The organism is Paenibacillus sp. ATY16 (genome assembly GCF_003399985.2).
Taxonomy (GTDB): domain Bacteria; phylum Bacillota; class Bacilli; order Paenibacillales; family Paenibacillaceae; genus Pristimantibacillus; species Pristimantibacillus glycanilyticus.
The window spans coordinates 186896-210778 of sequence record NZ_NMOK02000033.1; the positions used below are offsets into that span (position 1 = coordinate 186896).

Annotated in this window: 21 protein-coding genes; 19 read left to right on the forward strand and 2 right to left on the reverse strand. The window is 53.2% G+C overall.

What is annotated here, in order from left to right; genetic code table 11:
* Positions 1-70 precede the first annotated feature (70 nt).
* Positions 71-757, reverse strand: coding sequence for a TetR/AcrR family transcriptional regulator (locus CFI03_RS19485; RefSeq protein WP_248758773.1), 687 nt, complete (start codon positions 755-757; stop codon positions 71-73).
* A 178-nt stretch (positions 758-935) separates the two neighbouring features.
* On the opposite strand from CFI03_RS19485, the gene CFI03_RS19490 reads away from it, so the two are divergent.
* The 18 genes from CFI03_RS19490 (at position 936) to CFI03_RS19575 (ending at position 20410) form a co-directional block, all read left to right on the forward strand.
* Positions 936-2387 carry an MDR family MFS transporter gene (locus CFI03_RS19490; RefSeq protein WP_127492725.1) on the forward strand — a complete coding sequence of 484 codons (1452 nt, stop codon included), beginning with the start codon at positions 936-938 and terminating at the stop codon, positions 2385-2387.
* Between the two features lie 221 nt (positions 2388-2608).
* Positions 2609-3406: an ABC transporter permease gene (locus tag CFI03_RS19495; RefSeq protein WP_248758774.1), complete on the forward strand. Its 798-nt coding sequence runs from the start codon at positions 2609-2611 to the stop codon at positions 3404-3406.
* Positions 3407-3424: 18 nt separating this feature from the next.
* Complete coding sequence (locus CFI03_RS19500) at positions 3425-4315, forward strand: ABC transporter permease (RefSeq protein WP_248758775.1); 891 nt, start codon at positions 3425-3427, stop codon at positions 4313-4315.
* A 98-nt stretch (positions 4316-4413) separates the two neighbouring features.
* Positions 4414-6033 carry an FAD-dependent oxidoreductase gene (locus tag CFI03_RS19505; protein WP_248758776.1) on the forward strand — a complete coding sequence of 540 codons (1620 nt, stop codon included), beginning with the start codon at positions 4414-4416 and terminating at the stop codon, positions 6031-6033.
* Entirely contained in the window at positions 6030-6362 is a 333-nt protein-coding gene (locus CFI03_RS19510; RefSeq protein ID WP_127492734.1) for a 4Fe-4S dicluster domain-containing protein, read from the forward strand. Before CFI03_RS19505 ends, CFI03_RS19510 begins: the two co-directional genes overlap by 4 nt.
* Before the next feature lie 38 nt (positions 6363-6400).
* Positions 6401-7474, forward strand: coding sequence for an ABC transporter substrate-binding protein (locus CFI03_RS19515; RefSeq protein WP_248758780.1), 1074 nt, complete (start codon positions 6401-6403; stop codon positions 7472-7474).
* Between the two features lie 31 nt (positions 7475-7505).
* A complete protein-coding gene (locus CFI03_RS19520) occupies positions 7506-8303 on the forward strand; it encodes an alpha/beta hydrolase family protein (protein WP_248758783.1) in 798 nt (265 codons plus the stop codon).
* 60 nt (positions 8304-8363) lie between these two features.
* On the forward strand, positions 8364-9998 hold the full coding sequence (locus CFI03_RS19525) for an FAD-dependent oxidoreductase (protein ID WP_248758786.1): 1635 nt from the start codon (positions 8364-8366) through the stop codon (positions 9996-9998).
* Positions 9995-10384: a 4Fe-4S dicluster domain-containing protein gene (locus CFI03_RS19530; RefSeq protein ID WP_248758787.1), complete on the forward strand. Its 390-nt coding sequence runs from the start codon at positions 9995-9997 to the stop codon at positions 10382-10384. Before CFI03_RS19525 ends, CFI03_RS19530 begins: the two co-directional genes overlap by 4 nt.
* A gap of 154 nt (positions 10385-10538) precedes the next feature.
* Complete coding sequence (locus CFI03_RS19535; RefSeq protein ID WP_201007713.1) at positions 10539-11216, forward strand: response regulator transcription factor; 678 nt, start codon at positions 10539-10541, stop codon at positions 11214-11216.
* Positions 11213-12592 (forward strand): sensor histidine kinase, encoded by a 1380-nt coding sequence (locus CFI03_RS19540; protein WP_248758789.1) that lies wholly within the window; start codon positions 11213-11215, stop codon positions 12590-12592. Before CFI03_RS19535 ends, CFI03_RS19540 begins: the two co-directional genes overlap by 4 nt.
* A gap of 65 nt (positions 12593-12657) precedes the next feature.
* Positions 12658-13770, forward strand: a complete 1113-nt coding sequence (locus CFI03_RS19545) for an ABC transporter permease (protein WP_248758790.1) — start codon at positions 12658-12660, stop codon at positions 13768-13770.
* The gene (locus tag CFI03_RS19550) at positions 13767-14444 is read left to right on the forward strand and encodes an ABC transporter ATP-binding protein (protein ID WP_248758792.1); all 678 of its coding nucleotides are present in this window, start codon (positions 13767-13769) and stop codon (positions 14442-14444) included. Before CFI03_RS19545 ends, CFI03_RS19550 begins: the two co-directional genes overlap by 4 nt.
* Positions 14445-14770: 326 nt before the next feature.
* Positions 14771-15310, forward strand: a complete 540-nt coding sequence (locus CFI03_RS19555; RefSeq protein ID WP_248758794.1) for a hypothetical protein — start codon at positions 14771-14773, stop codon at positions 15308-15310.
* A 144-nt stretch (positions 15311-15454) separates the two neighbouring features.
* Complete coding sequence (locus CFI03_RS19560) at positions 15455-16477, forward strand: LacI family DNA-binding transcriptional regulator (RefSeq protein ID WP_248758795.1); 1023 nt, start codon at positions 15455-15457, stop codon at positions 16475-16477.
* Positions 16478-16511: 34 nt separating this feature from the next.
* Positions 16512-18704, forward strand: a complete 2193-nt coding sequence (locus CFI03_RS19565; protein WP_248758797.1) for an alpha-galactosidase — start codon at positions 16512-16514, stop codon at positions 18702-18704.
* Positions 18705-18854: 150 nt separating this feature from the next.
* Positions 18855-19466 (forward strand): hypothetical protein, encoded by a 612-nt coding sequence (locus CFI03_RS19570; RefSeq protein WP_248758799.1) that lies wholly within the window; start codon positions 18855-18857, stop codon positions 19464-19466.
* A 377-nt stretch (positions 19467-19843) separates the two neighbouring features.
* Positions 19844-20410, forward strand: a complete 567-nt coding sequence (locus tag CFI03_RS19575) for a VOC family protein (RefSeq protein WP_248758800.1) — start codon at positions 19844-19846, stop codon at positions 20408-20410.
* A gap of 44 nt (positions 20411-20454) precedes the next feature.
* Here CFI03_RS19575 and CFI03_RS19580 read toward each other — a convergent pair whose 3' ends face one another.
* On the reverse strand, positions 20455-21303 hold the full coding sequence (locus CFI03_RS19580) for a helix-turn-helix domain-containing protein (RefSeq protein WP_248758801.1): 849 nt from the start codon (positions 21301-21303) through the stop codon (positions 20455-20457).
* Between the two features lie 125 nt (positions 21304-21428).
* On the opposite strand from CFI03_RS19580, the gene CFI03_RS19585 reads away from it, so the two are divergent.
* Positions 21429-23837 (forward strand): glycoside hydrolase family 2 TIM barrel-domain containing protein, encoded by a 2409-nt coding sequence (locus tag CFI03_RS19585; RefSeq protein WP_248758802.1) that lies wholly within the window; start codon positions 21429-21431, stop codon positions 23835-23837.
* Positions 23838-23883: the final 46 nt, after the last annotated feature.

The following is a 23883-nucleotide window of genomic DNA, read 5'->3' on the forward strand; positions in this document are numbered from 1 at the left end:
GGAAATTTAAAAGGCAGCTGCCGGGTGATGAGTCCGATAGCTGCCTTTATTCGTTTGCTGCATTTGCTGCTTAAGAGACCCCGTACGTAATTTTCCGAACCAGGGAATCCACCTTCTCCGACATCGCTTCATCGTTAATCTGGGCAAGCACGTCAGGCTTGAACAGCTGCTGCTTCTTGATCTGGTAGTAATCCCAAATGGCGCCCCGAAGCGTGAGGTTGTGCCTCATCAAATAATGCGGATCGAGCAGCTTCTGGAACATAAGCTCGTCTTGCAGGATGATAAGCATCGCATTCAAATCGTTCATATACCCTTCGGCCATGCCCCGTTCGTAGAACGCCCGAAGCCGGCCGTTGCGGTCACTGATCGATACTTCGATCGAGGCCAGCAGCTGCGGATAGATTTCGCGCAAATCCTGGAAAAAGGGCTCCGTGCCGTAGTTCGCAATAATAAGCGTCTGCGAGAAGGTGGACTGAAAGCCCTTGATATAAGCCTCGGGGCTTCCTTCCAGCAGCTTTGCTTCATCGCAAACTACATACTTAATATAAAGGTCTGTCAGCCGCTCAATGATCTCGTCGCGGGAAGGAAAATATTTATATAATGTCGCTTTGGACAGATCCATCGCCTTGGCGATGTCATCCATGCGAAGTCCCTGAAAGCCGTTTGACTTTATGGGATGCAACAGCTTGGCGACATATTTGTTTTTGGTCGTTTCATCGGTATATCGGCAGCTTTGCGTTTCACCCGTTGTATCCATAAAGGTTCCAACCTCTCTTCCTATGTAAGAGTATACACGATTATGCCGGATAAAGAAATGAACCAAATAGTCAAACTAAACTAATTTTATGTAAATGAGTTTACTTTGGCTACTTTTTGCAGTATGATCATTTCTACAGTAGGCCATTCGGCCATAAGAGATAGGAGAAGAGGAACAAATGAATACATCATCCAGCCAGAATATCCGGTTCTGGCCGATTATGATTGCCATATTTTTTGGCGCCTTCCTGAGTATTCTCGGGATCAGCACCATTAATGTCGCGCTTACGATCTTTATGCAGGATTTCCACTCGGACCTAAGCACGGTGCAGTGGACCTTGACGGGCTTTATGCTTTCCTTGGGAACGATCGCGCCGTTGTCGGGTTATTTGGGGGATAAATTCGGCTACAAGAACGTCTATCTGTATGCCATGATCGGGTTTGTTATTTTCTCCTTGTTGTGCGGCTTTTCCTGGAATGCCGGTTCGCTGATTGCCTTCCGGATTATCCAAGGCATCTTTACGGGGCTTGTTATGCCTGCGACCATGACCATTATTTTTCAGATCATTCCGAAGGAAAAACAGCCGTTTGCCGTAAGTATCTGGGGGTTGTCCGGCATGCTTGCGCCGGCATTTGGCCCTACGCTCAGCGGCTGGCTCATTCAGCAGTTCGACTGGCGCTGGATTTTCTTTATGAACGTGCCAATCGGCATCGTGGCGATCCTGTTTATTATCGCGATGATTCCGGATGTTAGAATCGGAACGGCTAAGGTTCTCGATAAGCTTGGTCTTACAACCGTTGTGCTCAGCAGCGTAGCGCTGCTGCTTGCCCTGAGCGAAGGGCGGCAATGGGGCTGGGATTCCGCGAAAGTGCTGGGCCTGTTTGGCCTTGGAGCGGTTATGCTGGTGCTCTTTATCTGGCATGAGCTTAGAACGCAGAATCCTTTGCTTAACCTGAGAGTGTTCGGCAACTACCGCTTCTCGATTACGCTGGTAGCCAACACGATTATTACGATCAGCCTGTATTCGGGCACCTTGCTTGTTCCGTTATTCCTGCAAAACGTGCAGCAAATCACGCCGATGGACACGGGGCTTATTCTGCTGCCGTCGTCTCTTGTCATGGCGCTGGCGATGCCGATTGCCGGCAAGCTGTACCCGCGCGTTGGAGCGAAATGGATGACGATCGGCGGGCTTGTGCTTATTATTCTCGGCAGCTACGAGATGACTCATCTGCATACGGACAGCTCGCATTTTTACGTGATTTTCTGGATGGCGGTCCGTAACCTTGGGGTATCGTTTGCCGCAGCGGCAACAAGCACGGCCGGCATGGAAGAAATTCCGCCGCAAATGGTGGGGCATGCATCCTCGGTAACCAACTGGGTGCGTAACGTAGGCGGCTCCTTTGCAATCGCCTTGTTCACCTCGCTGCTGGCTTCCCATACCATTACGCATGTGTCCGATTTGACGCAAGCCGGCACGGAAAACGCAAAGGTCATTCCGCTGTTCGCCTTTACGCTTAGCGTGAATGACGTCTTTACGATTGCGACTTATATCGCGGTTATCGCGATTCCGTTCACCCTTATCATTCGCAAACAAGCGAAACGTTCCAAAAACGCTGCAGCCGCAGCTTAATGAAAAAGCATCATGGCCATTAAGGCTGTGATGCTTTTTTTTGCATGTAAGGAATTTTCCGCGATGTATTGACAGTGTAAAATCCCCATGCTACTCTTATACCACAGTTAATCAATAGGAATTAACGAAATTAATAAATTTGTCCACCGTTCTAACGGAGGCATTCTCTTGTTTTATATGAGGATGCCTCTTTTTTATTTTAGGGGAAAGTGGTGATAAAGATGAGCAGTCAAGCTGCGGCAGCGGGGAAAACGCCTGGCAAGCTGACGTTAACGGGGCTGGCGCTTATATTTCCGGTAACGCTGCTGGTCTTATGGCAGGTGCTTGGGCATTACGGCTATATTTCGGAGCTGCTGTTCCCGACGCCTTATACGATTGCGGAGGCCGGCGTTTCCTTGGCATCGTCAGGCGACCTATGGTCCAATATCCAGATTAGCGTAACAAGGGCTTTGCTTGGTTTCGCGCTTGGCGGCTCGCTGGCCTTGTTGTTTGGCCTTGCGGTTGGCTTGTTCCGACGGACGGAAAAGCTGCTTGATCCATCGATCCAGATGATTCGGATGATCCCAAGCCTTGCCGTTGTGCCGCTATTTATTTTATGGTTCGGCATCGGCGAGGAATCCAAAGTGCTGCTTATTGCCAAAAGCGCCTTTTTCCCGCTGTACATCAATACGTTCCTCGGAATCCGCAATGTGGACAACAAGCTGTTCGAAGTGGCGAGAGTGAAGGGCTTCAGCCGCTTGAAGCAAATTACAAGGCTGATCCTGCCGGCGGCTCTGCCTAATATTATCCTGGGCGCACGTTTGTCGATCGGGTTATCCTGGCTTGGTCTCGTCGTTGCGGAGCTGATCGCTTCAACCTCCGGGATTGGTTACATGATGTCGGATGCCAGGCAGTTTGCGGATACCCCGGTGGTCTTTGTAGGAATCTTTATTTTCGCCGCTCTTGGGCTGTTCACCGACACGCTGCTCGCCTTGATCGAGCGCCGGCTGCTCAGATGGAAGGACCGTTACAACGGCTAGAAGGGAGGCAAGAAAATCATGAGCAATTCACTTGAAGCGATTGTTTCTCCTCAAGCGGCACCGGAAGCGGGGTTAGCCGGAGGGGAGAGAACCGCGGAAAAAGGAGCAGCAAAGCGTAAGCGGCGTTGGTCAACCAAGCTTGCGGCAGCCGTCCTGAAAGACATCGCAATAGGGGCGGCGATTCCGGCCGCGCTTCTTGTTTTATGGCAGATCGCCGCTTCGGCCGGGTATATCTCGCCTATGTTTATGCCGTCGCCGGCCTCGATTCTTCGGGCGTTCGGGACGCTGGCCACCTCGGAAAATCTTCTCCATCATCTGCTCGTCAGCATGGGGCGGGCCGGTCTAGGCTTTCTGATCGGAGGGGCGGCGGGACTCCTGTTCGGATTGCTGACAGGGCTGTTCCGGAAAGCCCAATACCTGCTGGATCCAAGCATCCAAGTATTACGGCTTGTCCCGCATCTTGCCATTGCTCCGCTTATTATTCTGTGGTTTGGTTTCGGGGAAACGTCCAAAATCGCCATAATCGTATCCGGCTCGTTTTTCCCGCTTTATATCAACACGTTCCTCGGCATCCGCAATGTGGACAATAAGCTGTTTGAAGTATCGCGCATTCTGGGCTTCAGTCCGCTCAAGCGGCTGACCCGGCTGATCCTTCCGGCTGCGCTTCCCGATATTCTGATCGGTGTGCGAATCTCGCTTGCGGTATCCTGGATTGGGCTTGTCGTAGCCGAGCTGATCGGCTCCCGTTCAGGTATTGGCTTCCTTATCAATGAGGCCAAACAGAACTCGGAAACCTCCGTTATTTTTGTCGGCATTATTATATTCGCGGTAATCGGCAAGCTCATTGATTCCGTTATGAAGAGCGTGGAGATTCGCTGGCTGAACTGGCGCGACAGCTATAAGGGCTAATGCCTCAACGGCATTCCCGAGCTGTTCTCGCCGGAGAGGCTGTTTCAATAGGTCAATAGTCGGAATATTCAATTAATTATTTAAGGGGGAAAAACGAAATGTCGATAGTCATGCCAAACGGTGCTATTCAATTGCAAGCGGATGTTCTTGTCATCGGAGGCGGGCCCGCGGGAACATGGGCGGCCATTACGGCGGCTTCGCAAGGCGCGAAGGTTATTCTGGCCGACAAGGGCTATTGCGGCTCAAGCGGGGCGACGGCACCTTCGGGCACCGGCGTCTGGTATGTGAAGCCGGAGGATCGGCTGCGCGAGGAGGCGAAAGCCAGCCGTTACGAAATGGGCGGCCGGCTTGCCGAGCACCGCTGGATGGACAGGGTACTTGACCGGACGTACGAGAATATGAACCGGCTTGGCCATGCCGGATATCCTTTTCCGAAGGATGATGACGGCGAGCTGCACAAACGGGGACTCCAAGGTCCCGAGTATATGCGTCTGATGCGCAAGCTGGTGAAAAAGGCGGGCGTCAAAATTTTGGATCATAGCCCCGCTCTCGAGCTGCTTGTGGACGAACACGGCGTTGGCGGCGCGTCCGGCGTGCAAACGCAAACGGGCGATGCCTGGACCGTGCATGCCGGAGCCGTTGTGATCGCAACCGGCGGCTGCGCGTTCTTAAGCAAGGCGCTTGGCTGCAACGTGCTGACCGGCGATGGTTACTTGCTCGCGGCGGAGACGGGCGCCCAGCTGTCGGGCATGGAATTCTCGAACGCTTACGCGATTAGCCCGACGTTTTCCTCGGTGACGAAAACCGCCTATTACTCCTATGCCTCCTTCTATTATGAGGACGGAACGCCTGTAGAGGGAGCGGGTTCGAAGCGCGGCCGCTCGATTATTGCCCGCAAGCTGCTGGAAGGCCAACAGGTGTACGCGAAGCTGGATCTTGCTCCGGAGGAGATCAAGCCGCTGCTGCGGGTGAACCAGACGAACTTCTTCCTGCCGTTCGACCGCCGCGGAATTGATCCTTTCACCGATTTGTTCCCGGTAACGCTGAGGCTGGAAGGCACGGTCCGCGGAACGGGCGGTATCCGCATTACCGACGAGACCTGCGCCACATCGGTGCCGGGCCTCTATGCAGCGGGCGATGCGGCAACACGCGAGCTGATCTGCGGCGGTTTCACCGGCGGCGGCAGCCATAACGCGGCATGGGCGATGTCTTCGGGTTCTTTTGCCGGGGAAGGCGCCGCCGCTTATGCGAAAAAGCTTGGTGAGCATGCGGCGGGCCGCAAGCTGCAGAGTGCTTCCACTTCCGTTATTACAAGCGCGGCTGCAACGTCTCCGAGGAAGACGGAGGAGATTGTCCGCGCCGTGCAAGAGGAAGTAGCGCCGTACGACCGCAACTTGTTCCGCACGGAACAAGGGCTGAAGGGCTCGCTTGAGCGGCTTGACGGACTGTGGAAGGATCAGCGGAATCAGGCGGTGGAGCGTTCGGCAGGCGGGGTGAAAGCACGCGAAGCGCAGGCTATGACCGCAACCGCAAGATGGATGTACAATTCCGCGCTTGCCCGGACGGAGACACGCGGCATGCATAAGCGCGAAGACTTCCCAACGCAGGATGCCGGCCAGCATTACCGGCTCATTAGCGGCGGGTTGGATCAAGTGTGGGTGAAGCCGGAAGCCGTCCATGAAGAAGCGCGTACCGAGAAGGAGGTTATTGCACCATGATTGAGGTTGTCAGCGAGAGCCGGTGCGTATCCTGCAATCAATGCGTATCGGTATGCCCGACGAACGTATTCGACCGGGGCGATGACGGGATTCCCGTCATCGCCAGGCAGGACGAATGCCAGACCTGCTTTATGTGCGAGCTGTACTGCCCGGTTGACGCATTGTACGTTGCGCCGGATTCGGAGCAGCTTATCGGCATTACCGAGCAGGAAGCGGAGCGGCAGGGTCTGCTTGGCGGATACCGGGAGAAGGTCGGCTGGGGCAAAGGCAGAACGCCGGTCGCGTCGCATGATTATATGTACCAATTATCGAAGTTTGCAAAGTTTTAACCAACACATACTTAATTACCGAGAGGAGTCTGTTTCATATGAGCAGAGAAAAACAAATAGGATTACGCGGACCGGTTAGACTAGCGCTGATCGCGGTGCTGATTATGGCGACGGCATGGCTGCAGGCTTGCGGAGCCAACAATAGCTCGAATGGGAACGCGAAGGACAGCGCCAATGCCGGCGCCAGCGCATCAACGGGAACGGAGACGGCAGCCGCCGCGGACAAGGACAGCAAAGTGCCGGCCGTTCTCAATTATGGTTACATCGGAAGCAATGATAAGAATCTTCCCGGCGGAGCGGAAGGCTGGGGCTTTTATAAAGGCATCATTCAAGCGGAATTGAAAAAATACGGCATCGAGGAAGTGAAGCTGACGGGCTTCCCGAACGGTCCTGACCAGACGGAATCGCTGATCAGCGGACGTCTTGATTTTGGCGGCTTGGGCGATACTCCGGCCATTATTGCGGCTGCTTCCGGGGCAAAGACCAGACTGATCAATCAAACGACGATTACCAATATCGGTTACCTGATTTCGGGACCAAACGGACCAAAGACGGTCGAAGAGCTGAAGGGCAAGACGATTGCGATTCAAAAGGGCTCCTACATGCACCGTTACGTTGTTGGTCTGCTGAAGCAAGCCGGCGTGACGGACTACAAGCTTGTCCATATGCTTATCCCGGACGCTCAAGCAGCGCTTGCTAAAGGCGACGTGGATGCGATGACCAACACGGGTTATACCGCGCAGAAGCTGCTTGGCCAAGGGTATACGCTGATCGACGATTCCACCAAGCATCCGGAGCTACATGGCACGGGCGTAACGGTTGTATCGGAGAGCTACCTGAAGAAATTCCCGGATTTCCCTAAAGTGTGGAACGAAGCTCGTCAAAAAGCGCTGGAAGATTTAAAGCAACATGAAGATGAATATTACCAGTTTATTGCCGATCTGAACAAAACGACCGTAGACCTGGCGAAGAAGGTAAGCCCGATCAGCGATATTACAGTTGAGCCGTTCCCGGCGGAAGGGATTACGCGGATTACGGGGACGAAGGACTTCCTTGTAGAGGAAGGGCTGGCGAAAAAGGATTACAAGATCGAGGATTGGGAAGTGAAGTAACCGATTGATCGGATAGGAGAGGAATTGTTATATGGGAAAAGATACGCTGACCGTCCAGTCCTTTACGTTGTATTCAAGCAAGGGCATCCGTTTGCAGGGCGAAGTGAAAACCTTGGATGACGGCAAGCCGCATCCGGTTATTATCGTAAGTCATGGCTTTAGAGGCTATAAGGACTGGGCATTCTGGCCGGATGTGACGAGCCGTTTGGCTGAAGAGGGTTTCTATGCGGTCAGCTACAATTTCTCCCGTATTGCTGCCAGGGAAGACGGCTTGGAGGAAGCGTCGATTGCAGCCGCATCAACCTTCTCCCAGGAGCTTGATGATTTGGAGACGGTGCTTCGCGCGGTATTAAACGGCGATTTGCCGCAGGCTCAAGCAGCCGACCGGGCAAAGGTCGGGCTGCTAGGACACAGCAGAGCAGGAGGAAGCAGCATCCTGACTGCCAGCGAGAAACCGGAACAAATAGCCGCTTTGGCGGTGTGGAACGGAGGACCTCCTCCATCCCGCCACCTGCCGGCCGGAGAAACGGTCAGCCTGCTGGATCTGACGGTTCAGGAGGATTGGCAGAGGAACGAAGCGCGCTTCAACATACGCGATGCTTTTACCGGTCTGCAGCTTCCTGCCTTGATTGTGCAGGGAGACCTGGATCGGGAACCGCTGCTGGAACAGCTGCGCTATTTCCAGGAAGAAGCTCCGCATCAGCAATATGTGCTTGTGCAAGGAGCCGACCATACCTTTAATACGGTACATCCGTATGGAGGCGCAAACGCACAGCTGCAAACGGCGCTGCAGGCGACGATTAACTTTTTCGCAGAGAAGCTGCTATAAAAGAGAAAGGCGCTTGAAGAAATTCAAGTGCCTCTTTTCATGGGATAAGGAGGAAGGAAGATGAGTGATTCAGCAGAGCGGCGGCTGACCGCGGATGTGCTTGTGATTGGCGGCGGTCCAGCCGGAGCTTGGGCGGCTTGGAGCGCGGCCACTAACGGCGCCAAGGTCGTACTGGCAGACAAGGGTTTCCTTGGCAGCAGCGGTGCAACGGCTCCGGGAGGCACGAATCTGCTTTATTTGCCGCCTGACGAAGAAATGAGAAAGCGTGCCGTGGAAGAGCGAATGAAGCAGGGCGGGTATTTGGCGGAGCCGGCATGGATTCACCGGGTGCTTGACCAGGTATATACCAACATGGAGCTGATCGAGCAGTGGGGCTATCCGTTCGTTCGCGACGAGAACGGTACTCCGATGCGGGATCATCTTCACGGTCCGGAATACATGTCGATAATGCGCAAGGTTGTGAAGCGTGCCGGGGTCAAAGTGCTCGACCAGTCGCCGGCCCTCGAGCTGCTGGTTGACGAGTTTGGCGTTGGCGGCGCACACGGCGTGTCCCGGCAGGATAATCAGACCTGGGAGGTACGCGCGAATGCCGTTGTTATCGCAACGGGCGGCTGCGCTTTTCTGAGCAATGGCCTTGGCTGCAATGTATTGACCGGCGACGGTTACTTAATGGCCGGCGAGCTTGGCGTAGAGCTGTCTGGGATGGAATTTACCCGCAAGTATGCTCCGTCCCCGGCTTTTGGCTCCAATACCCGCTCAAGACTGCTTGGATGGGCAACGTATTACGATCATACCGGTCAAGAAATCGTTGCGGGGCGGCAGGGAGATTTTCTGGCTGAGGCTCTGCTCACGGGACCCGTGTATGCCATCATGAACAAGGCGGATACGCCGGAGAAGCAGGCCTTCTTAAGAAAATCCCATGCGATCTTCTTCCTGCCGTATGACCGCGCGGGAATTGACGTGTTTAACGAGCCTTTCCCGCTCACGCTGCGTTATGAAGGGACGGTAAGGGGCACGGGCGGCATCCGGATTGTTGGCGATGACTGCAGCACAACGGTAGGAGGATTGTTCGCAGCAGGGGATGCGGCAACTCGCGAGCGTATTACCGGTTCGGCATCCGGCGGAGGCGCCTTTAACGCATCATGGGCGATCTGTTCGGGAACCTGGGCGGGCAAAGGCGCAGCGGCTTATGCCTTGTCTCACCGGAGCAGCGCGGCGGAACGCGAATTGAAGCCGGCCGGGCGCTACGGGCTTAGCGCAGCCCCGGCTTCTTCCGTCGTGTCTTCGCAGGAGCTGATCAAGGATATCCAGAGTCAGGTTCTTCCGCTTGGCATTAATTATTTCCGCACCGAACGGGGGCTGAAGCTCGCTTTGCGCCAGCTGGATGAGGTATGGAAGCGGGTGAATGATCAAGCGCCGCAAACGATGCTGGATCAGGTGCGCGCCCGCGAGACCGCGGCGATGGCGGCAACTGCTAGGTGGATGTATACGGCAGCGTTGTCGCGGAAGGAATCCCGAAGCGGCGGACTGCATGTGCTGGTGGAATACCCTGGTCAGGACGAGGAGCAGCAGCATCGGCTTCTCGTCTCGGGACTCGAAGAGATCCGCGTCCGGGCGGAGAAGGTGCCGGAAACAAGCAGCAACGTTGTACCAACCGGGGCGGCGGCTGCTTCCGAGGGGGTGCAGGCCGGATGATTGAATTAGTCAGCGAGGAACGGTGCATTTCCTGCAGCATCTGCGTTAAGGTATGCCCGACCAATGTGTTCGATAAAGGCGAGGACGGCATTCCCGTCATTGCCCGGCAAAGCGATTGCCAGACCTGCTTCATCTGCGAGGTTTATTGCCCGGCGGATGCGCTGTATGTCTCGCCTTATGCCGAGCAGACCGTAGAAGTGAACGAACAGGAGCTGGCCGAGCAGGGCGTGCTGGGCAGCTGGCGGGCCATTATCGGCTGGGGGCCGGGACGTACGAGGATTGCGGCTATCGATACAACGCCGTTTATCGACAGAATCCTGCCTCCCCGTACGGTCCGTCCGCAAGGCGTATCGGAAGTCGTTCGGGGCGGAAGCCCAACGAACTGAAATAGGAGAATCGGAACAAGTCCCAGGGTAGATTAAATTCCCTGGAACTTGTTTTTTTTGCTTGGCTGCTTAAAGTCAGGTCCTGTTTGTGTTTGCCCGGTAATGTGCTATGCTATCAACGAAAAATACTGGAATAGGACAGGAGGTTGCTAGGATGTATCATTTGCTCCTGGCTGACGACGATCCGAATATTAGAGCGCTTGTCCGTTTCGTGATGACCCGCGAAGGCTATCAGGTGTTTGAAGCGCAGGATGGGGCCGAGGCGGTGGAGGTCATGCGGCGCGAACCGGTAAACCTGGCCATTATTGATGTGATGATGCCGCGGATAGACGGATTCGAGCTATGCGAGTACATCCGGGAGCGTTATGATATCCCGATTATTATGCTGACGGCCAAAGACCAGCTGTCCGATAAAGAGCAGGGCTATCTGAGGGGAACCGATGATTACGTGACCAAGCCTTTTGAACCGGAGGAGCTGCTGTTCCGGGTTAAAGCGCTGTTCCGCCGTTATAATCAGGTATCCCATGATATCATCCGTATGAACCGCATCACGATTGACCGCAAAAATGTAGAGGTCACCGACGGCCAATCGGTACTGCTGCTGCCGATGAAGGAATTCGAGCTTCTCGCCCAGCTTGCTCAATACCCGGGACGGCTGTTTTCCCGCGAGGAGCTGATTCGACTCGTGTGGGCGGCGGATTTCGAAGGGGATGACCGGACCGTAGACGTGCATATCAAGCGGCTCCGCCAGCGCTTTGCCGATTACGCCGAAGATTTTACCATCCAGACGGTACGGGGGATCGGGTACAAGGTTGAGGTGAAGGGGAAATGAAATCTCTTTACTTTCGGGTTTTTCTGATCACCGCGGCCGTCATACTGGTCAGCAGCGTTATCGGGTTTCTGGTGTCCAACCTTTATTACCATATGAAGCTGAAGTCTTTCAACGATGAAAAGCTGGTGGGGATTGCCCGGCAGATGAAAAGCTTTATCGAGACGGAGCCTGCCGGGATGGAGCGTTATTTGCAAAACGCGGCTTCGCTTGGTTACGAGATTTACTTGACGGACGGTCAAGGAGAAGCCCATTTTTACGGCAGAAGCTTTCGCGAGCAGGATCTCGATCAACGGGCCGTTGCTCTCGTGCTCCGCGGAGAGGTTTATCACGGAGTGGCGCAGTTCCCGAACAAACCGTTTATTACCGGGTTTTTCGATAACCGGCTAAGCAATACGGTAGGCGTGCTTGTGCAGTCCTCGGGGAAAAGTTATGCCTTGTTCATGCGGCCGGACGTTCTATTGCAATTTGGCGAGCTTCGAACCTTTTTTGCGCTAGTCGGTTTGTATACGGTAATCATCAGCATTCTCTTGTTCCTGATCAGTACCCGTTATTTGGTCAAGCCGATTACAAGGCTAACGGAGGCGACTAAGCGCATCGCGCAAGGGAATTACAATCTTCGTCTGCCCACGAGAAGACGCGATGAAATCGGCCAGCTTGCCGAGCATTTCATGACCATGAGCAAAGAGCTCGAGCGCGTGGACCAGACCCGCCAGCAGTTCGTTTCGAATGTGTCGCATGAAATTCAATCGCCGCTTACTTCGATTCAGGGGTTTGCAGCCGTGTTAAGGGAGCAAGAGCTTCCAAGCGAGGAACGCAGGCATTACGCCGATATTATCGAAGCGGAAAGCCGCCATCTCTCAATCCTCGGCAAGCAGCTGTTGCTTCTATCCTCGCTGGAGCAGGGTGAGGAAGCGTTAAATAAAAAGCATTTTACCCTCTATAAACATATTCGCCAAGCCGTGCAGGTTCTGCAGTGGCAGCTGGAGGAGAAGGATTTGCTGCTTAAGCTGTCCGTTCCCGACTCCCTTACGCTATATGGCGACGAGGTGCTGCTGCAGCAGGTGTGGATGAATCTGCTTGGCAATGCCATCAACTATATTCCGCCTGGGAGAAGCATTGAGGTGCTAGCGGAAAAGACGTTGTCCCATATCGTTATCGTGTTCTCGGATACGGGGGAGGGCATTCCACCCGAGCATCTTCCTTTTCTGTTTGACCGGTTTTACCGGGTTGACCGTGCCCGCGAGCGGACTTCGGGGCGGACAGGCCTTGGACTCGCTATCGTGAAAAAGATCGTGCAGCTGCACGGCGGGAACATCGAAGTTGAGAGTTCGCCCGGAGCGGGCACTCGTATTACCGTTAGACTTCCCGATTTGTAATCATTCGTTCACGCGCCGTTCATTTTCGCTTCCTACACTTGAGCTATCAAAGGGAGGGAAGCAACATGTATTTGGCTATTCGGGAAATGAGGTTTTCTAAAGTCCGTTATACGCTTATCGCAACGATTATGCTGCTGGTCTCTTTTCTGGTCCTGTTCGTTACGGGACTTGCGCGGGGACTCGCTTACGACAACGCGGCATCGATAGAAAATATGGAAGCTACGCATTTTGTAATGGAGAAGGATTCCAACCACCGGTTTACCCGCTCTCAGGTTGGAGCGGACGTTCTGGAGCAGGCCAAATCGATCGCGGGAGAGAACAACGCGCAGCCGCTTGGCGTCCGGATGACAACCGTAACCTTGGAAGGGTATAAACTTGATGTGACGCTTCTTGCCGTGGAGCCTGAAGGCTGGCTTACGCCGCCGGCTGCCCAGGGGAACGCCCTCGCAGAGGCCGGTGTTGGTTCCGTGCTTGTCGACAGCAAGTTAAAGGACTCGGGAGTCCGCATCGGTTCAACGCTTGTTGATCTGGCCTCCGGCATGAAATGGACGGTAGAAGGCTTTGTTAGCCGGGAATCGTTCAGTCATTCCCCCGCCGTATTCTTAAGCGAGCATGATTGGCAGCAGCTCCAGCAGGTAGCGGCGACTAGGAGCGGGATGTCAACGGACACGACTTACAATGCTATTGCGGTCAAAGCCGACAAGCAGCAGGCCGAGCGCCTTGCCTCAGCCTTACCGGATAACGAGATTGTGACGAAATCGGAAGCAGTTTCGGCCATCCCCGGCTATAAGGAAGAGCAGGGTTCGTTAATGATGATGATTGTGTTCCTGTTTGTCATTTCGGCTTTTGTCCTGGCGGTATTCTTTTACGTCATTACGATTCAAAAGAGCAGCCAATTCGGTATCCTGAAGGCAATCGGTACACGCGCCTCTTATCTTGCCGGAAGCGTGGCACTGCAGGTGCTGCTCTTATGCTTCGGAAGCTTGACCATCAGCGTGCTTCTGGTTCAAGCGTTGGAATCGGTATTGCCTGGCGGCATGCCGTTTCAGCTTCCCGCCTCTACGCTTGCTCTTACAAGCGGAGCTTTTCTGACCATGTCGCTGGCAGGCTCCTTGCTATCCGTATGGAAAGTGAGCCGAATAAACGCCTTGGATGCAATAGGGAGGACGGCGGCATGAGACATCGGATCGTTTTGCAAAATATAACGCATTCGTTCGAGGATGGCGGCATGCGGCGCGTCGTCCTGGATAATCTGAATGTAAGCGTTGCGGAAGGCGAGCTTGTAGCCGTGATGGGGCCGTCCGGCTCCGGGAAAAGCACGTTCCTTTCCATTGCGGGAGCGCTTCTCGAGCCAACAAGCGGCGATGTGCTGGTTGACGGGCAATCGGTCATCGGCAAAGCTCATCAGGAGCTGTCGGACATGAGGCTTCATAAGCTCGGATTTATTTTTCAAAGCGCTAATCTGATTCCTTATTTGAAAGTGGAGGAGCAGCTGCTGTTTGTGGCAAAGCAGGGAGGAGTGGACAAAAAGAAGGCAACGGGCAGGGCGAAGGAGCTGCTTCAGAAGCTGGGCTTGACCCACCGCCGCAGCGCCTATCCGGAGAAGCTGTCCGGGGGAGAGCGCCAGCGCGTCGCAATCGCGAGAGCGCTCATGAATGATCCGGCCGTTCTGCTTGCGGACGAACCAACGGCAAGCCTCGACGCAAGCCGCGGGATGGATGTTGTGCGCATGATCGCGGGCGAGGCTAAGGAGCAGGGCAAAGCCGCTATTATGGTGACCCACGATGAACGGGTTCTTCCGTTATGCGACCGCGTTTTGTATCTGGAGGAAGGGCGTTTGGTGGAGCATTAGTTTATTGTCCTTTTGCTGCGCGCTGACCAAGTGGGCTACGTTGGAATTCATCCAGTAAGATTTCGCTTGGGAACATGTGCTACGTTGGAATCTATGCAGGATAATCAGCCAATTCAGTGCTATAAGCCACATTTGGTGATTTTTACTGGAGTAAATCCAACTTAGCAATAGTATCAACTCATTCTAGCCTCCTTTTACTGGATTGAATCGAATGTACAAGGCTTTGGGGTTTCATTGAACCTAAAGCCTTTTTTTGAACCTTTTTCGCTGTTGCGCTCGTTCTATTCCATATGGTAATTTCTGAGAATGGAGAGGGCGTGGCGTTAATGCTGAACAGAGGATTGAAAATAACCGGTATCGTTCTATTTATTTTATTAGCTCTTGCTGGATTAATCGTATGGAAATACGATTTTCCGAAGAAAATAAATCTTACTTATCCCGCAGTGGAGTTCCGGCCGGGAGATCCGTCTACGGTAGATAAAACGACGGTTACGGTAAAAGGAACTTTGCACCGGAAGCTGTTTCGTAATCAACAATTCACCGGAAGTATAAAGGTCGCGAAGTACAAGCTGACGATGGCACGAATGTTCCCGGTAACCTTTTATAAGGATATTAAAGAGGGCTGGGGCTCTGTTACCTATTTTAATGAGCAATACAAAGCGACAGGCGCAATAAGCACGTCAACTCTAATTGGATTTACTAACGTATGGAAACAAGGTGAATTTGATAGTGTAAAGCTGTTATTGTTTGAACCGGTTGGAACAGGCCAAGGCCAAGGCAAAGACCTCCAAATCCTGGCTCCGGCCACGGATTATGATAGCGCCCTTACTCTTTCCGAGCAGTATAAAGAGCGGGGGCAATATTAGTCCCATGCCAAAATAGAGCGAAGCTTGCGATTGCCGCTTGGGCATTCCGCGTGCTTCGCTCTTGTGTGTTCCGCGGCTATTTGCTACAATATTATTTGTAGTTTAGTAAATTTATTAACTAAATTTTTAATGAATGAGGCATTTATGGCTACGATTAAACAAATTGCAAGCGAAGCGGGCGTCTCGCCTGCGACGGTATCGCGGGTGCTGAATAACGATTTGTCGCTGAGTGTCAGCGAAGAGACGCGCAGCCGCATCTTTAGTATTGCCGAACAGCTGCAATATAAGCCGGCTCGCCTCAAGCGAATGAAGCAGGATCAGCTGATCTCCACGATAAAGGTTGGCCTCGTCATGTGGTCAACGCTTGAGGATGAGCACAGCGATCCATACTTCGGTGCCATCCGGCGCGGGATTGAAACCCGCTGCGAGGAGCTTGGCATCGGAATCGATAAGGTTATCCGCGGCGTTCTGAAGTCCGAGGTGACACCGCTTACAGAGCTGGACGGGCTGATTGTGGTTGGCTCCGTTGATGAGCAGGAGGTATACCGGCTGTATCCGCATAAGGACAGAGTGATCTTCGTCAATCACGACCAGACCCCGGATGATTGCGATTCCGTCCAGCTTAACTTTGGCCAAGCGATGAAGGAAGTGCTTCGCCATTTGTACGAGCTGGGGCATACGGAGATTGGCTTTATCGGAGGCAGCTCGAATCCTGACCAGCATCGCGAAGACGGGCAGCACGAGGATCCCCGGACCAGACTGTTCTCGGAGCTGCAGCAGAAGCGGGGTATTTACAATCCGGAGCTCATTTATTTGGCGGATTGGTCTTCGAATAGCGGGTATGAAGCCATGCTTCGGATGTTAGACGACGGGCACCGGCCGACGGCCTGCTTTGTTGCCAGCGATCCGATGGCGGTTGGCGCGCTTCGTGCCCTTCATGAACGCGGCCTTCGCGTTCCGGAGGATATGGCGGTCATCGGCTTCGACGATATTGAGGTATCCGCCTTCCTTACGCCGCCGCTTACAACCGTACGCGTCCACACCGAGCTGATGGGCCGGACGGCCGTTCAGCTGCTGCTTGAACGAGTAGAAGGAAGAGAAATCACTTCGCATATTACGATTAACACGAAGCTGATCGTTCGGGAGAGCAGCGGAACGATCAGGTAAATTTTTTATTACATTTATGAGGAGGAACGTAACAATGGCTATTATTTACGATCAAGAAACCCGTGTATTTCATCTGCAATCCAAAAACACAAGCTACGCGTTTCAAATTCTGAAGCAGGGTTATCCCGCTCACATTTATTGGGGCAAGAAGGTAAGAGGCCTGCAGCTTAACCGCCTGCTCCAGATCAAGGAAAGAGCTTCGTTCAGCCCGAATCCGGACCAGAACCAGCTGGATCTGTCGCTGGATGCTTTGCCGCAGGAGTACCCTTCCTATGGGGCAACCGATTTCCGTTCGCCGGCTTACCAAGTGAAGCTGCCTAACGGCTCCACTATTCTGGAATTGACTTACCACTCCCACGAGATTTACAGCGGGAAAAAGAAACTCGACGGCCTGCCGGCTGTTTATGTCGAGTCGGACTCGGAAGCGCAAACGCTTGAGTTGACGCTGAAGGATGACCTGACCGGACTTGAGGCGGTATTGTCCTATACGGTATTCGAGGATCATGACGCAATTACGCGTTCTGTGAAATTCATTAATAACGGCGAGATGACGCTTGATCTGCAGCGCGCGCTTAGCATGAGCGTGGATTTCGTCCATGACCGCTTCGAAATGCTGCAATTGTCCGGGGCATGGGCGCGCGAGCGTTACGTGCACAAGCGGAAGCTTGAGCCAGGCATGCAATCCGTCGAGAGCCGACGCGGTTCCTCCAGCCATATGCAAAATCCGTTCCTCGCCCTGTTAAGCGAAGGCGCAACCGAGGATCATGGCGATGTTTACGGCGTTAACCTTGTATACAGCGGCAGCTTTATCGCGGGCGTTGAAGTCGATCAATACCATTCGTCGCGTTTGTTTATCGGCATTAATCCGTTCGACTTCAACTGGAAGCTGGAAGCCGGAGCGCAGTTCCAGACGCCGGAAGCGGTTATGGTGTTCTCGCCTGACGGACTTGGCGGCATGTCCCGCATTTATCATGAGCTGTATCGCACAAGACTGGTTCGCGGGGAATTCCGCGACAAGACCCGTCCCATCCTCGTCAACAATTGGGAAGCGACGTACTTCAACTTCAACGCGGATAAAATCGAAGCAATCGCTACGGCGGGCAAAGAGCTTGGCATCGAAATGTTCGTGCTCGACGACGGCTGGTTCGGCAAACGCAATAACGATACAACGTCCCTTGGCGACTGGTTTGTAGACAAGAACAAGCTGCCGAACGGACTCGAGGATCTGGTTGCCCGGGTGAAACGCCTGGATATGCAATTTGGCTTATGGTTCGAGCCGGAGATGATCTCGCCGGAGAGCGAGCTGTACAAGGCGCATCCGGACTGGTGCCTCCATGTGGAAGGCCGCCGCAGATCGCAAGGCCGCAATCAGCTTATTCTCGACTTCTCCCGTCAGGATGTTAGAGACTACATCGTGAAGACCGTATCGGATATTCTGTCGAGCGCGCCAATCACTTACGTGAAATGGGACATGAACCGCAACATGACGGAGATCGGTTCCGCTCTCCTGCCGGCAGACCGCCAGCGCGAGACGGCTCACCGCTACATGCTGGGACTGTATGAAGTGCTCGAGACGATTACATCGTCGTTCCCGCACATTCTGTTCGAGAGCTGCTCGGGCGGCGGCGGACGTTTCGATCCGGGCATGCTGTATTACATGCCGCAGACTTGGACCAGCGATAATACCGATGCGGTATCCCGTCTGAAAATCCAGTACGGCACAAGCATCGTTTATCCGATCAGCACGATGGGAGCCCATGTATCGGCGATTCCTAACCATCAGGTTGGCCGTAAAGCCTCCCTTGAAACCCGCGGAAACGTAGCTTTGTCCGGCAACTTCGGTTACGAGCTGGACCTCACCGTGTTTACGGATGAAGAAAAAGAAGCCGTGAAGAAGCAGGTTGCCCTGTACAAAGAGGTTCGTCCTTTGGTGCAATTCGGAGACTTCTACCGTCTGCTTAGCCCGTTTGAGGGCAACGAGACCGCTTGGATGTTTGTCTCCAAAGACAAGAGCGAAGCGTTTGTCGTTTACGTGTCCGTTCTTCAAGAGGCGAATCAGAAGCTGGACCGCCTCCGTCTGAAAGGCCTTGATCCGAACTTCGACTATGTGCTCGACGGAGAAGAAGGCGCATTCGGCGGCGACGAGCTGATGCATGCCGGCATTCAGGCCCCACTCTTCCATGGCGATTATTCGAGCAAGGTATTCCGCTTCCGCGCGGTAAATTAAATGGTAAGGATCCTGAAAGGGCGAAGCTCCTTTCAGGATTTTTTTTGTAACGATAAGAAAGGTTAAATTTTACTAGTAAGCATATTTATAGGCCTAAGCTCGAGTACAATAGAAGGAAGAGAATAAGAGCCGAAGGAGGTTATGAGGAAGGTGAACATTCGCATACGCGGCTATTCGCTTGACCGGATCTTTACCGTAAAAAGCCTTGCAGCCTTGCTGATCGCTTTTATGATGACACCTTTGCTGCTAACGGTACACGCGATGCTGCAGGAGAGGTATTCCCAGGCTGTCATCGAAGACCGTATATTCTCGCGGAACGGCTACCGGATTGCGGGGCAGCAGCAATCGGTGAAGCTGGATTTCCGCATTGATCCCGCCTATATTCCGAAGAAGCAAGGCGAGGTGTTCCGGCTGCACAAGCTTATCTATAACCGCAATCATACGAAGATCTACCTGGAAACGGTTGCGTGGTACAACCCGCCCCAGAACTCGGATCATATTTATATCGAGTTGAAGTTTGATCCTACTTATCTATACGGCAAAGGCAGCTTTGTAACCGACGCTATCTTTAATAGCGATCATTCCTTTAGCAACGTTTTGTTTATGCCGGACTATTATGCCGATAACGGCATCAAGCTTCAGATAAACGACGGGAACGGCAGAAACAGCGCTTTTATTCCCGTGGAGCAGCTTAAGGATCTTGACGGCGGGTTAACGCTGAAATTCAAAGGATTTAACCTTGTGAAATACGAGCGGGAGTAAGAGAAGGGGAGGTTTATCGCCCCGTGGTGCTCCCTACGTTGTATGAAATACAACATATTTAATCTAATTAGTTAATGAAGTAGAGATATGTTGTACATTATGCAGGATATATGCCGCCAAAGCGATAGAAGGTGTGCAATAAGTGAAATATACTGTAAAAAATGCAACGAAGCAGCGGTTTTGGTTCATTTTGGTTGCGTTATACTGCATTTCATGCAGTCTACCAGTAATCCCGTGAATGAGTATGGAAGGAGAAATTCGAATGATCATCCAAAGGTTAGAACTCTGCACACATCTTTTGCCGGAGCAAAAAAGCTTTTACACCGGCTTGCTTGCTCGGCCTGCCGTTAATAGAAGAAACGGAAGATTCCTTCACCGTGAAAGCCCGGCATACGCGATTAACGTTTAAGCAGGCTAATGAAAGCTATGTCTATCATTTTGCCTTTAATATCGAAGAGAATAAGCTGGAGTCGGCGGTTCGCTTTGTGCGTGAACGGACACGGACGCTAAGCGACGGTCAGGATGGGATTTTCCATTTTGAGGATTGGAATGCACATGCTTGCTATTTCTACGATGCCGCGGGCAATATCGTTGAATTCATCGCGCGTCATAACCTTGCCAGCGAAGCGGAAGGACCGTTCTCCATTCAGGATGTGCTTGGCATCAGCGAGCTGGGCATGCCGGCAGCAGCCGTGCCGGAGGTTGTTCGGTATTGCCGGGAGGAGCTCGGTTTAGATCCATGGCGCGGCAACGGCACTAACTTCCAACCAGTCGGAGATGAGCATGGCCTGTTTATCGTAGCCTCCCAGGATCGGTCCTGGTTTCCGACGCAGACGCAAGCGGAGGTTGTGCCATTCTCGGTCACGATAGCGGGATCGCAAGACCGGAGATCCGTTATTCCCGGCTATCCCTACGAGATCATCATCACGAGCTTAGCCGAATAATATCCGCCCTGTTCCCGGAACAGGGCTTTTTCATGCCTACTCCCTCATTGAAACTGCTTCTTGTATTCGCTTGGCGGAATGCCTACGGTACTGCGGAAAATCCGGCTGAAGTAGAGCGGGTTATCATAGCCGACAACGGCCGCGACCTCCTTCACATGAAGCGAAGACTCCGACAGCAGCTTTTTCGCTTCGTTAATCCGAATCTCGGTAATATATTTCATCGGCGTCATGCCGGTTACTTCCTTGAACTTGTGAATAAACCGGAATACGCTCAAGGAGCATTCGCCCGCCAGCTCGGAGATGCTTAAGGAATCGCTGTATTTTTCATGGATAAAAGCAATCATCTGATTAATGTCGGGATGCCGGCCCTGCGCTCCCGGTTCTTCCGCCGTTTGCAGCCTTCTGCCAAGCAGCGTAAGCATCTCGAGCAGATAAGCGTTAACCATATGACTGCCAAGCGGCCGGTGGCTGTTCAGCTCCTGAATGATTTTTTTGAACAAAGCGGTTACCTCGTCTATGACGCCGACTGTATGAACGGGCTGCTTCAGCAAGCCGAATTGCTGCAGGTAATCATAAGCGCCGTACCCGGTAAAATGAATCCAATAGACCTCCGTGCCATCCTCGGCTTGATAGCTGTAATGTTGCGGCTGCCCCGGCGTATAGACGACCAGACTGCCGCTTGGAACCTCGATCGTCTCGTTATGGAATCGAAAGCGCCCTTTGCCGCCCGTTACATAGATCAGCTGAAAATCCACCCGTCCATGCTCGCGATTGCGTGACAGGCTTCTTGTCAGGAGCCTTTGGTAGCCGCACCAATTAACGGCCAGAAATTGCTCTTTATCCTCAATACCGCGCTCCTGCCAGCTGTGGGCATCACCGGATATACTGATCACAAGCTCACGCTCCCGGAACAACAATTTTGTGTATGTTTACAGCAATTTGATTCATTCTATATTCCCTATTATAGCTCTATAATCTAGGTGAATCGCAATAAAGGGAATGCGAAAGGGGAAAGCGGATGAACAAGGGGCGTATCATTAACCATATAAATCTGAATTGGAAATTTCATAGAGGCGATGAGCCTCGTGCCTGGTATAAAGGCTTAGACGATTCCAATTGGCGTCAGGTTACTCTTCCTCATGACTGGTCGGTCGAAGAGCCTTTCTCGGAGGAGCATTCCAGCGGAACAGGCTATCTGCCGGGGGGGATCGGCTGGTACAGAAAAGCGATAGCTCTCCCTTCGAATCTTCAAGGCAAGCGCGTCTACATCACTTTTGAAGGCGTTTACAACAATTCGCAAGTATGGTGCAACAGTTATTATATCGGAAAACGGCCTTACGGTTATAGCTCTTTTACTTATGATATAACGGATTTCGTCTCGTTTGGAGACCAGGAAACGATCATCTCGGTAAAGGTTGACCATAAGGATATCGCGGATTCCAGATGGTTTACCGGATCGGGCATTTACAGGGATGTCTTTGTGACTGTTACCGATCAGGTTCATATCGATACGTACGGCGTGTTCGTGACAACGCCTGTCGTATCCAAGGAGCAGGCCGAGGTAGCGGTTAAGGTGAAAGTGGCGAACGGTTCTGCCAAGGATGAGCTGGTGGAAATAAAGAATACGATTCTGGATCATGCAAGGCAAGCGGTTCAGACGGTGCATGGCAGCATGTCCCTGCCGGGCGACTCCGCGAAAGAAACGGAGCAGACGCTGATTGTTGCAAATCCAAAGCTTTGGTCGCCGGACAGCCCTTATCTATATACGGTCAGAACGGAGATCCTGCGGGACGGCGAGCTTGTTGATCATGTCGAGACGCCGGCCGGTATCCGCTGGTTTGAATTCGATGCGGCGAACGGCTTCTTCCTTAATGGCGTGAATATGAAAATGAAAGGCGTATGCGTGCATCACGACGCAGGCGCTTTGGGCGCTGCCGTTCCGGCCAAAGTCTGGGTCCGCCGGCTTGAAGCGCTGAAGGAATTGGGCTGCAACGCGATCCGAATGAGCCATAATCCGCCGGCTTCCAATCTGCTGGATCTATGCGATCAAATGGGCTTCCTTGTTATCGACGAGGCGTTTGACGAATGGGAAGGCGTGAAGAACAAATGGTCGACGGGTCATAACGTGTATCCGCCGAAGCATTTCGGCTATTACGAGGACTTCCCGCAATGGGGCGAGATCGACCTGAAGGAAATGGTGCTGCGCGACCGCAACCATCCGTCGATCATCATGTGGAGTATCGGCAATGAAGTGGATTATCCGAATGATCCGTATTGCCATCCTTATTTCGAGACGATGACCGGCAACAACGATGCCAACAAACCGGCTGCGGAGCGTCAATACGATCCGAATAAGCCCAATGCGGAGCGACTGGCGGTTATCGCAAGGCGGCTTGCGAAGGCGGTTAAGGAATGCGATACGACAAGGCCGGTAACGGCTGCGCTTGCTTTTCCGGAGCTGTCCAACCTGACCGGTTACGCGGAAGCGCTCGATATCGTCGGTTACAACTATAAGGAGCATCTGTACGAGGAGGATCTCCGGAAATTCCCGGACCGGGTAACCTACGGCAGCGAAAACGGCTCGAGCCTGCAGGCTTGGCTGGCGGTTCGGGATAACGAGGCGATCAGCGGGCAGTTCATCTGGACCGGCATCGATTATTTGGGCGAAGCCAAAGGCTGGCCGGTGCGCGTAGCCGGGGCCGGGTTTATGGACACGGCGGGCTTCAAGAAAACAAGCTATTATTACCGCCAAAGCTTGTGGAGCGACAAGCCGGTTGTTTTCCTTGCCGCAATCAAGGCGGAGGATTCCGAGAAGGGCTCGAGAAGATGGACCGGCGGCGTGCCGCATTGGAATTGGGAAGCTGGAGACCTGCTTAAGGTCAGCTGCCATACGAACTGCGAAGAGGCGGAGCTGTTCCTGAACGGCCGGTCGCTTGGCGTCAGGAAGCTGGCGGATGCGCCGGAGCTGTATCTGACTTGGGAGACGGCTTTTGAAGAAGGAACATTGGAAGCGGTGGCGAAAGGGAAAGATGGCGAGACCTATTCCTGCGTCCTTCATACGGTAACCGAGGCGGTTCAACTGCAGCTGCATGCGGATACGGCCGAGCTTCAGGCCGATGGCCAGGATATTGCGCATATCGAGATTCAGATTACGGATGGCGAGGGGCGTCCCGTGTATCTGGCCGAGCATCCGATTGCTCTGAAGATAGAAGGTCCGGGCGAAATTATCGGGATGGAAAACGGCGATATTCAGGATCTGGAGCCGTTTAGCTCGCGGGTACGCAAAGCCCATCGCGGCAGGCTTCTCGCTTACGTAAGAACAACAACCGAGGCCGGGGACATTGTTGTCACGGCAGCGGCGGAGGGACTCCAAGCCTCCAAGATAACGATCAAAGCAATTGGCATTACGGAAGCCGTAAACGCGTAAGCAGGCAAGATCACCTACAATTTTATATCCCGGGAGGCTACTCAAT

Bases quoted from the DNA above. Each gene is read 5' to 3' on its own strand.
- CFI03_RS19485 (WP_248758773.1), bottom strand. From the start codon at position 757: ATGGATACAACGGGTGAAACGCAAAGCTGCCGATATACCGATGAAACG.
- CFI03_RS19490 (WP_127492725.1), top strand. From the start codon at position 936: ATGAATACATCATCCAGCCAGAATATCCGGTTCTGGCCGATTATGATT.
- CFI03_RS19495 (WP_248758774.1), top strand. From the start codon at position 2,609: ATGAGCAGTCAAGCTGCGGCAGCGGGGAAAACGCCTGGCAAGCTGACG.
- CFI03_RS19500 (WP_248758775.1), top strand. From the start codon at position 3,425: ATGAGCAATTCACTTGAAGCGATTGTTTCTCCTCAAGCGGCACCGGAA.
- CFI03_RS19505 (WP_248758776.1), top strand. From the start codon at position 4,414: ATGTCGATAGTCATGCCAAACGGTGCTATTCAATTGCAAGCGGATGTT.
- CFI03_RS19510 (WP_127492734.1), top strand. From the start codon at position 6,030: ATGATTGAGGTTGTCAGCGAGAGCCGGTGCGTATCCTGCAATCAATGC.
- CFI03_RS19515 (WP_248758780.1), top strand. From the start codon at position 6,401: ATGAGCAGAGAAAAACAAATAGGATTACGCGGACCGGTTAGACTAGCG.
- CFI03_RS19520 (WP_248758783.1), top strand. From the start codon at position 7,506: ATGGGAAAAGATACGCTGACCGTCCAGTCCTTTACGTTGTATTCAAGC.
- CFI03_RS19525 (WP_248758786.1), top strand. From the start codon at position 8,364: ATGAGTGATTCAGCAGAGCGGCGGCTGACCGCGGATGTGCTTGTGATT.
- CFI03_RS19530 (WP_248758787.1), top strand. From the start codon at position 9,995: ATGATTGAATTAGTCAGCGAGGAACGGTGCATTTCCTGCAGCATCTGC.
- CFI03_RS19535 (WP_201007713.1), top strand. From the start codon at position 10,539: ATGTATCATTTGCTCCTGGCTGACGACGATCCGAATATTAGAGCGCTT.
- CFI03_RS19540 (WP_248758789.1), top strand. From the start codon at position 11,213: ATGAAATCTCTTTACTTTCGGGTTTTTCTGATCACCGCGGCCGTCATA.
- CFI03_RS19545 (WP_248758790.1), top strand. From the start codon at position 12,658: ATGTATTTGGCTATTCGGGAAATGAGGTTTTCTAAAGTCCGTTATACG.
- CFI03_RS19550 (WP_248758792.1), top strand. From the start codon at position 13,767: ATGAGACATCGGATCGTTTTGCAAAATATAACGCATTCGTTCGAGGAT.
- CFI03_RS19555 (WP_248758794.1), top strand. From the start codon at position 14,771: ATGCTGAACAGAGGATTGAAAATAACCGGTATCGTTCTATTTATTTTA.
- CFI03_RS19560 (WP_248758795.1), top strand. From the start codon at position 15,455: ATGGCTACGATTAAACAAATTGCAAGCGAAGCGGGCGTCTCGCCTGCG.
- CFI03_RS19565 (WP_248758797.1), top strand. From the start codon at position 16,512: ATGGCTATTATTTACGATCAAGAAACCCGTGTATTTCATCTGCAATCC.
- CFI03_RS19585 (WP_248758802.1), top strand. From the start codon at position 21,429: ATGAACAAGGGGCGTATCATTAACCATATAAATCTGAATTGGAAATTT.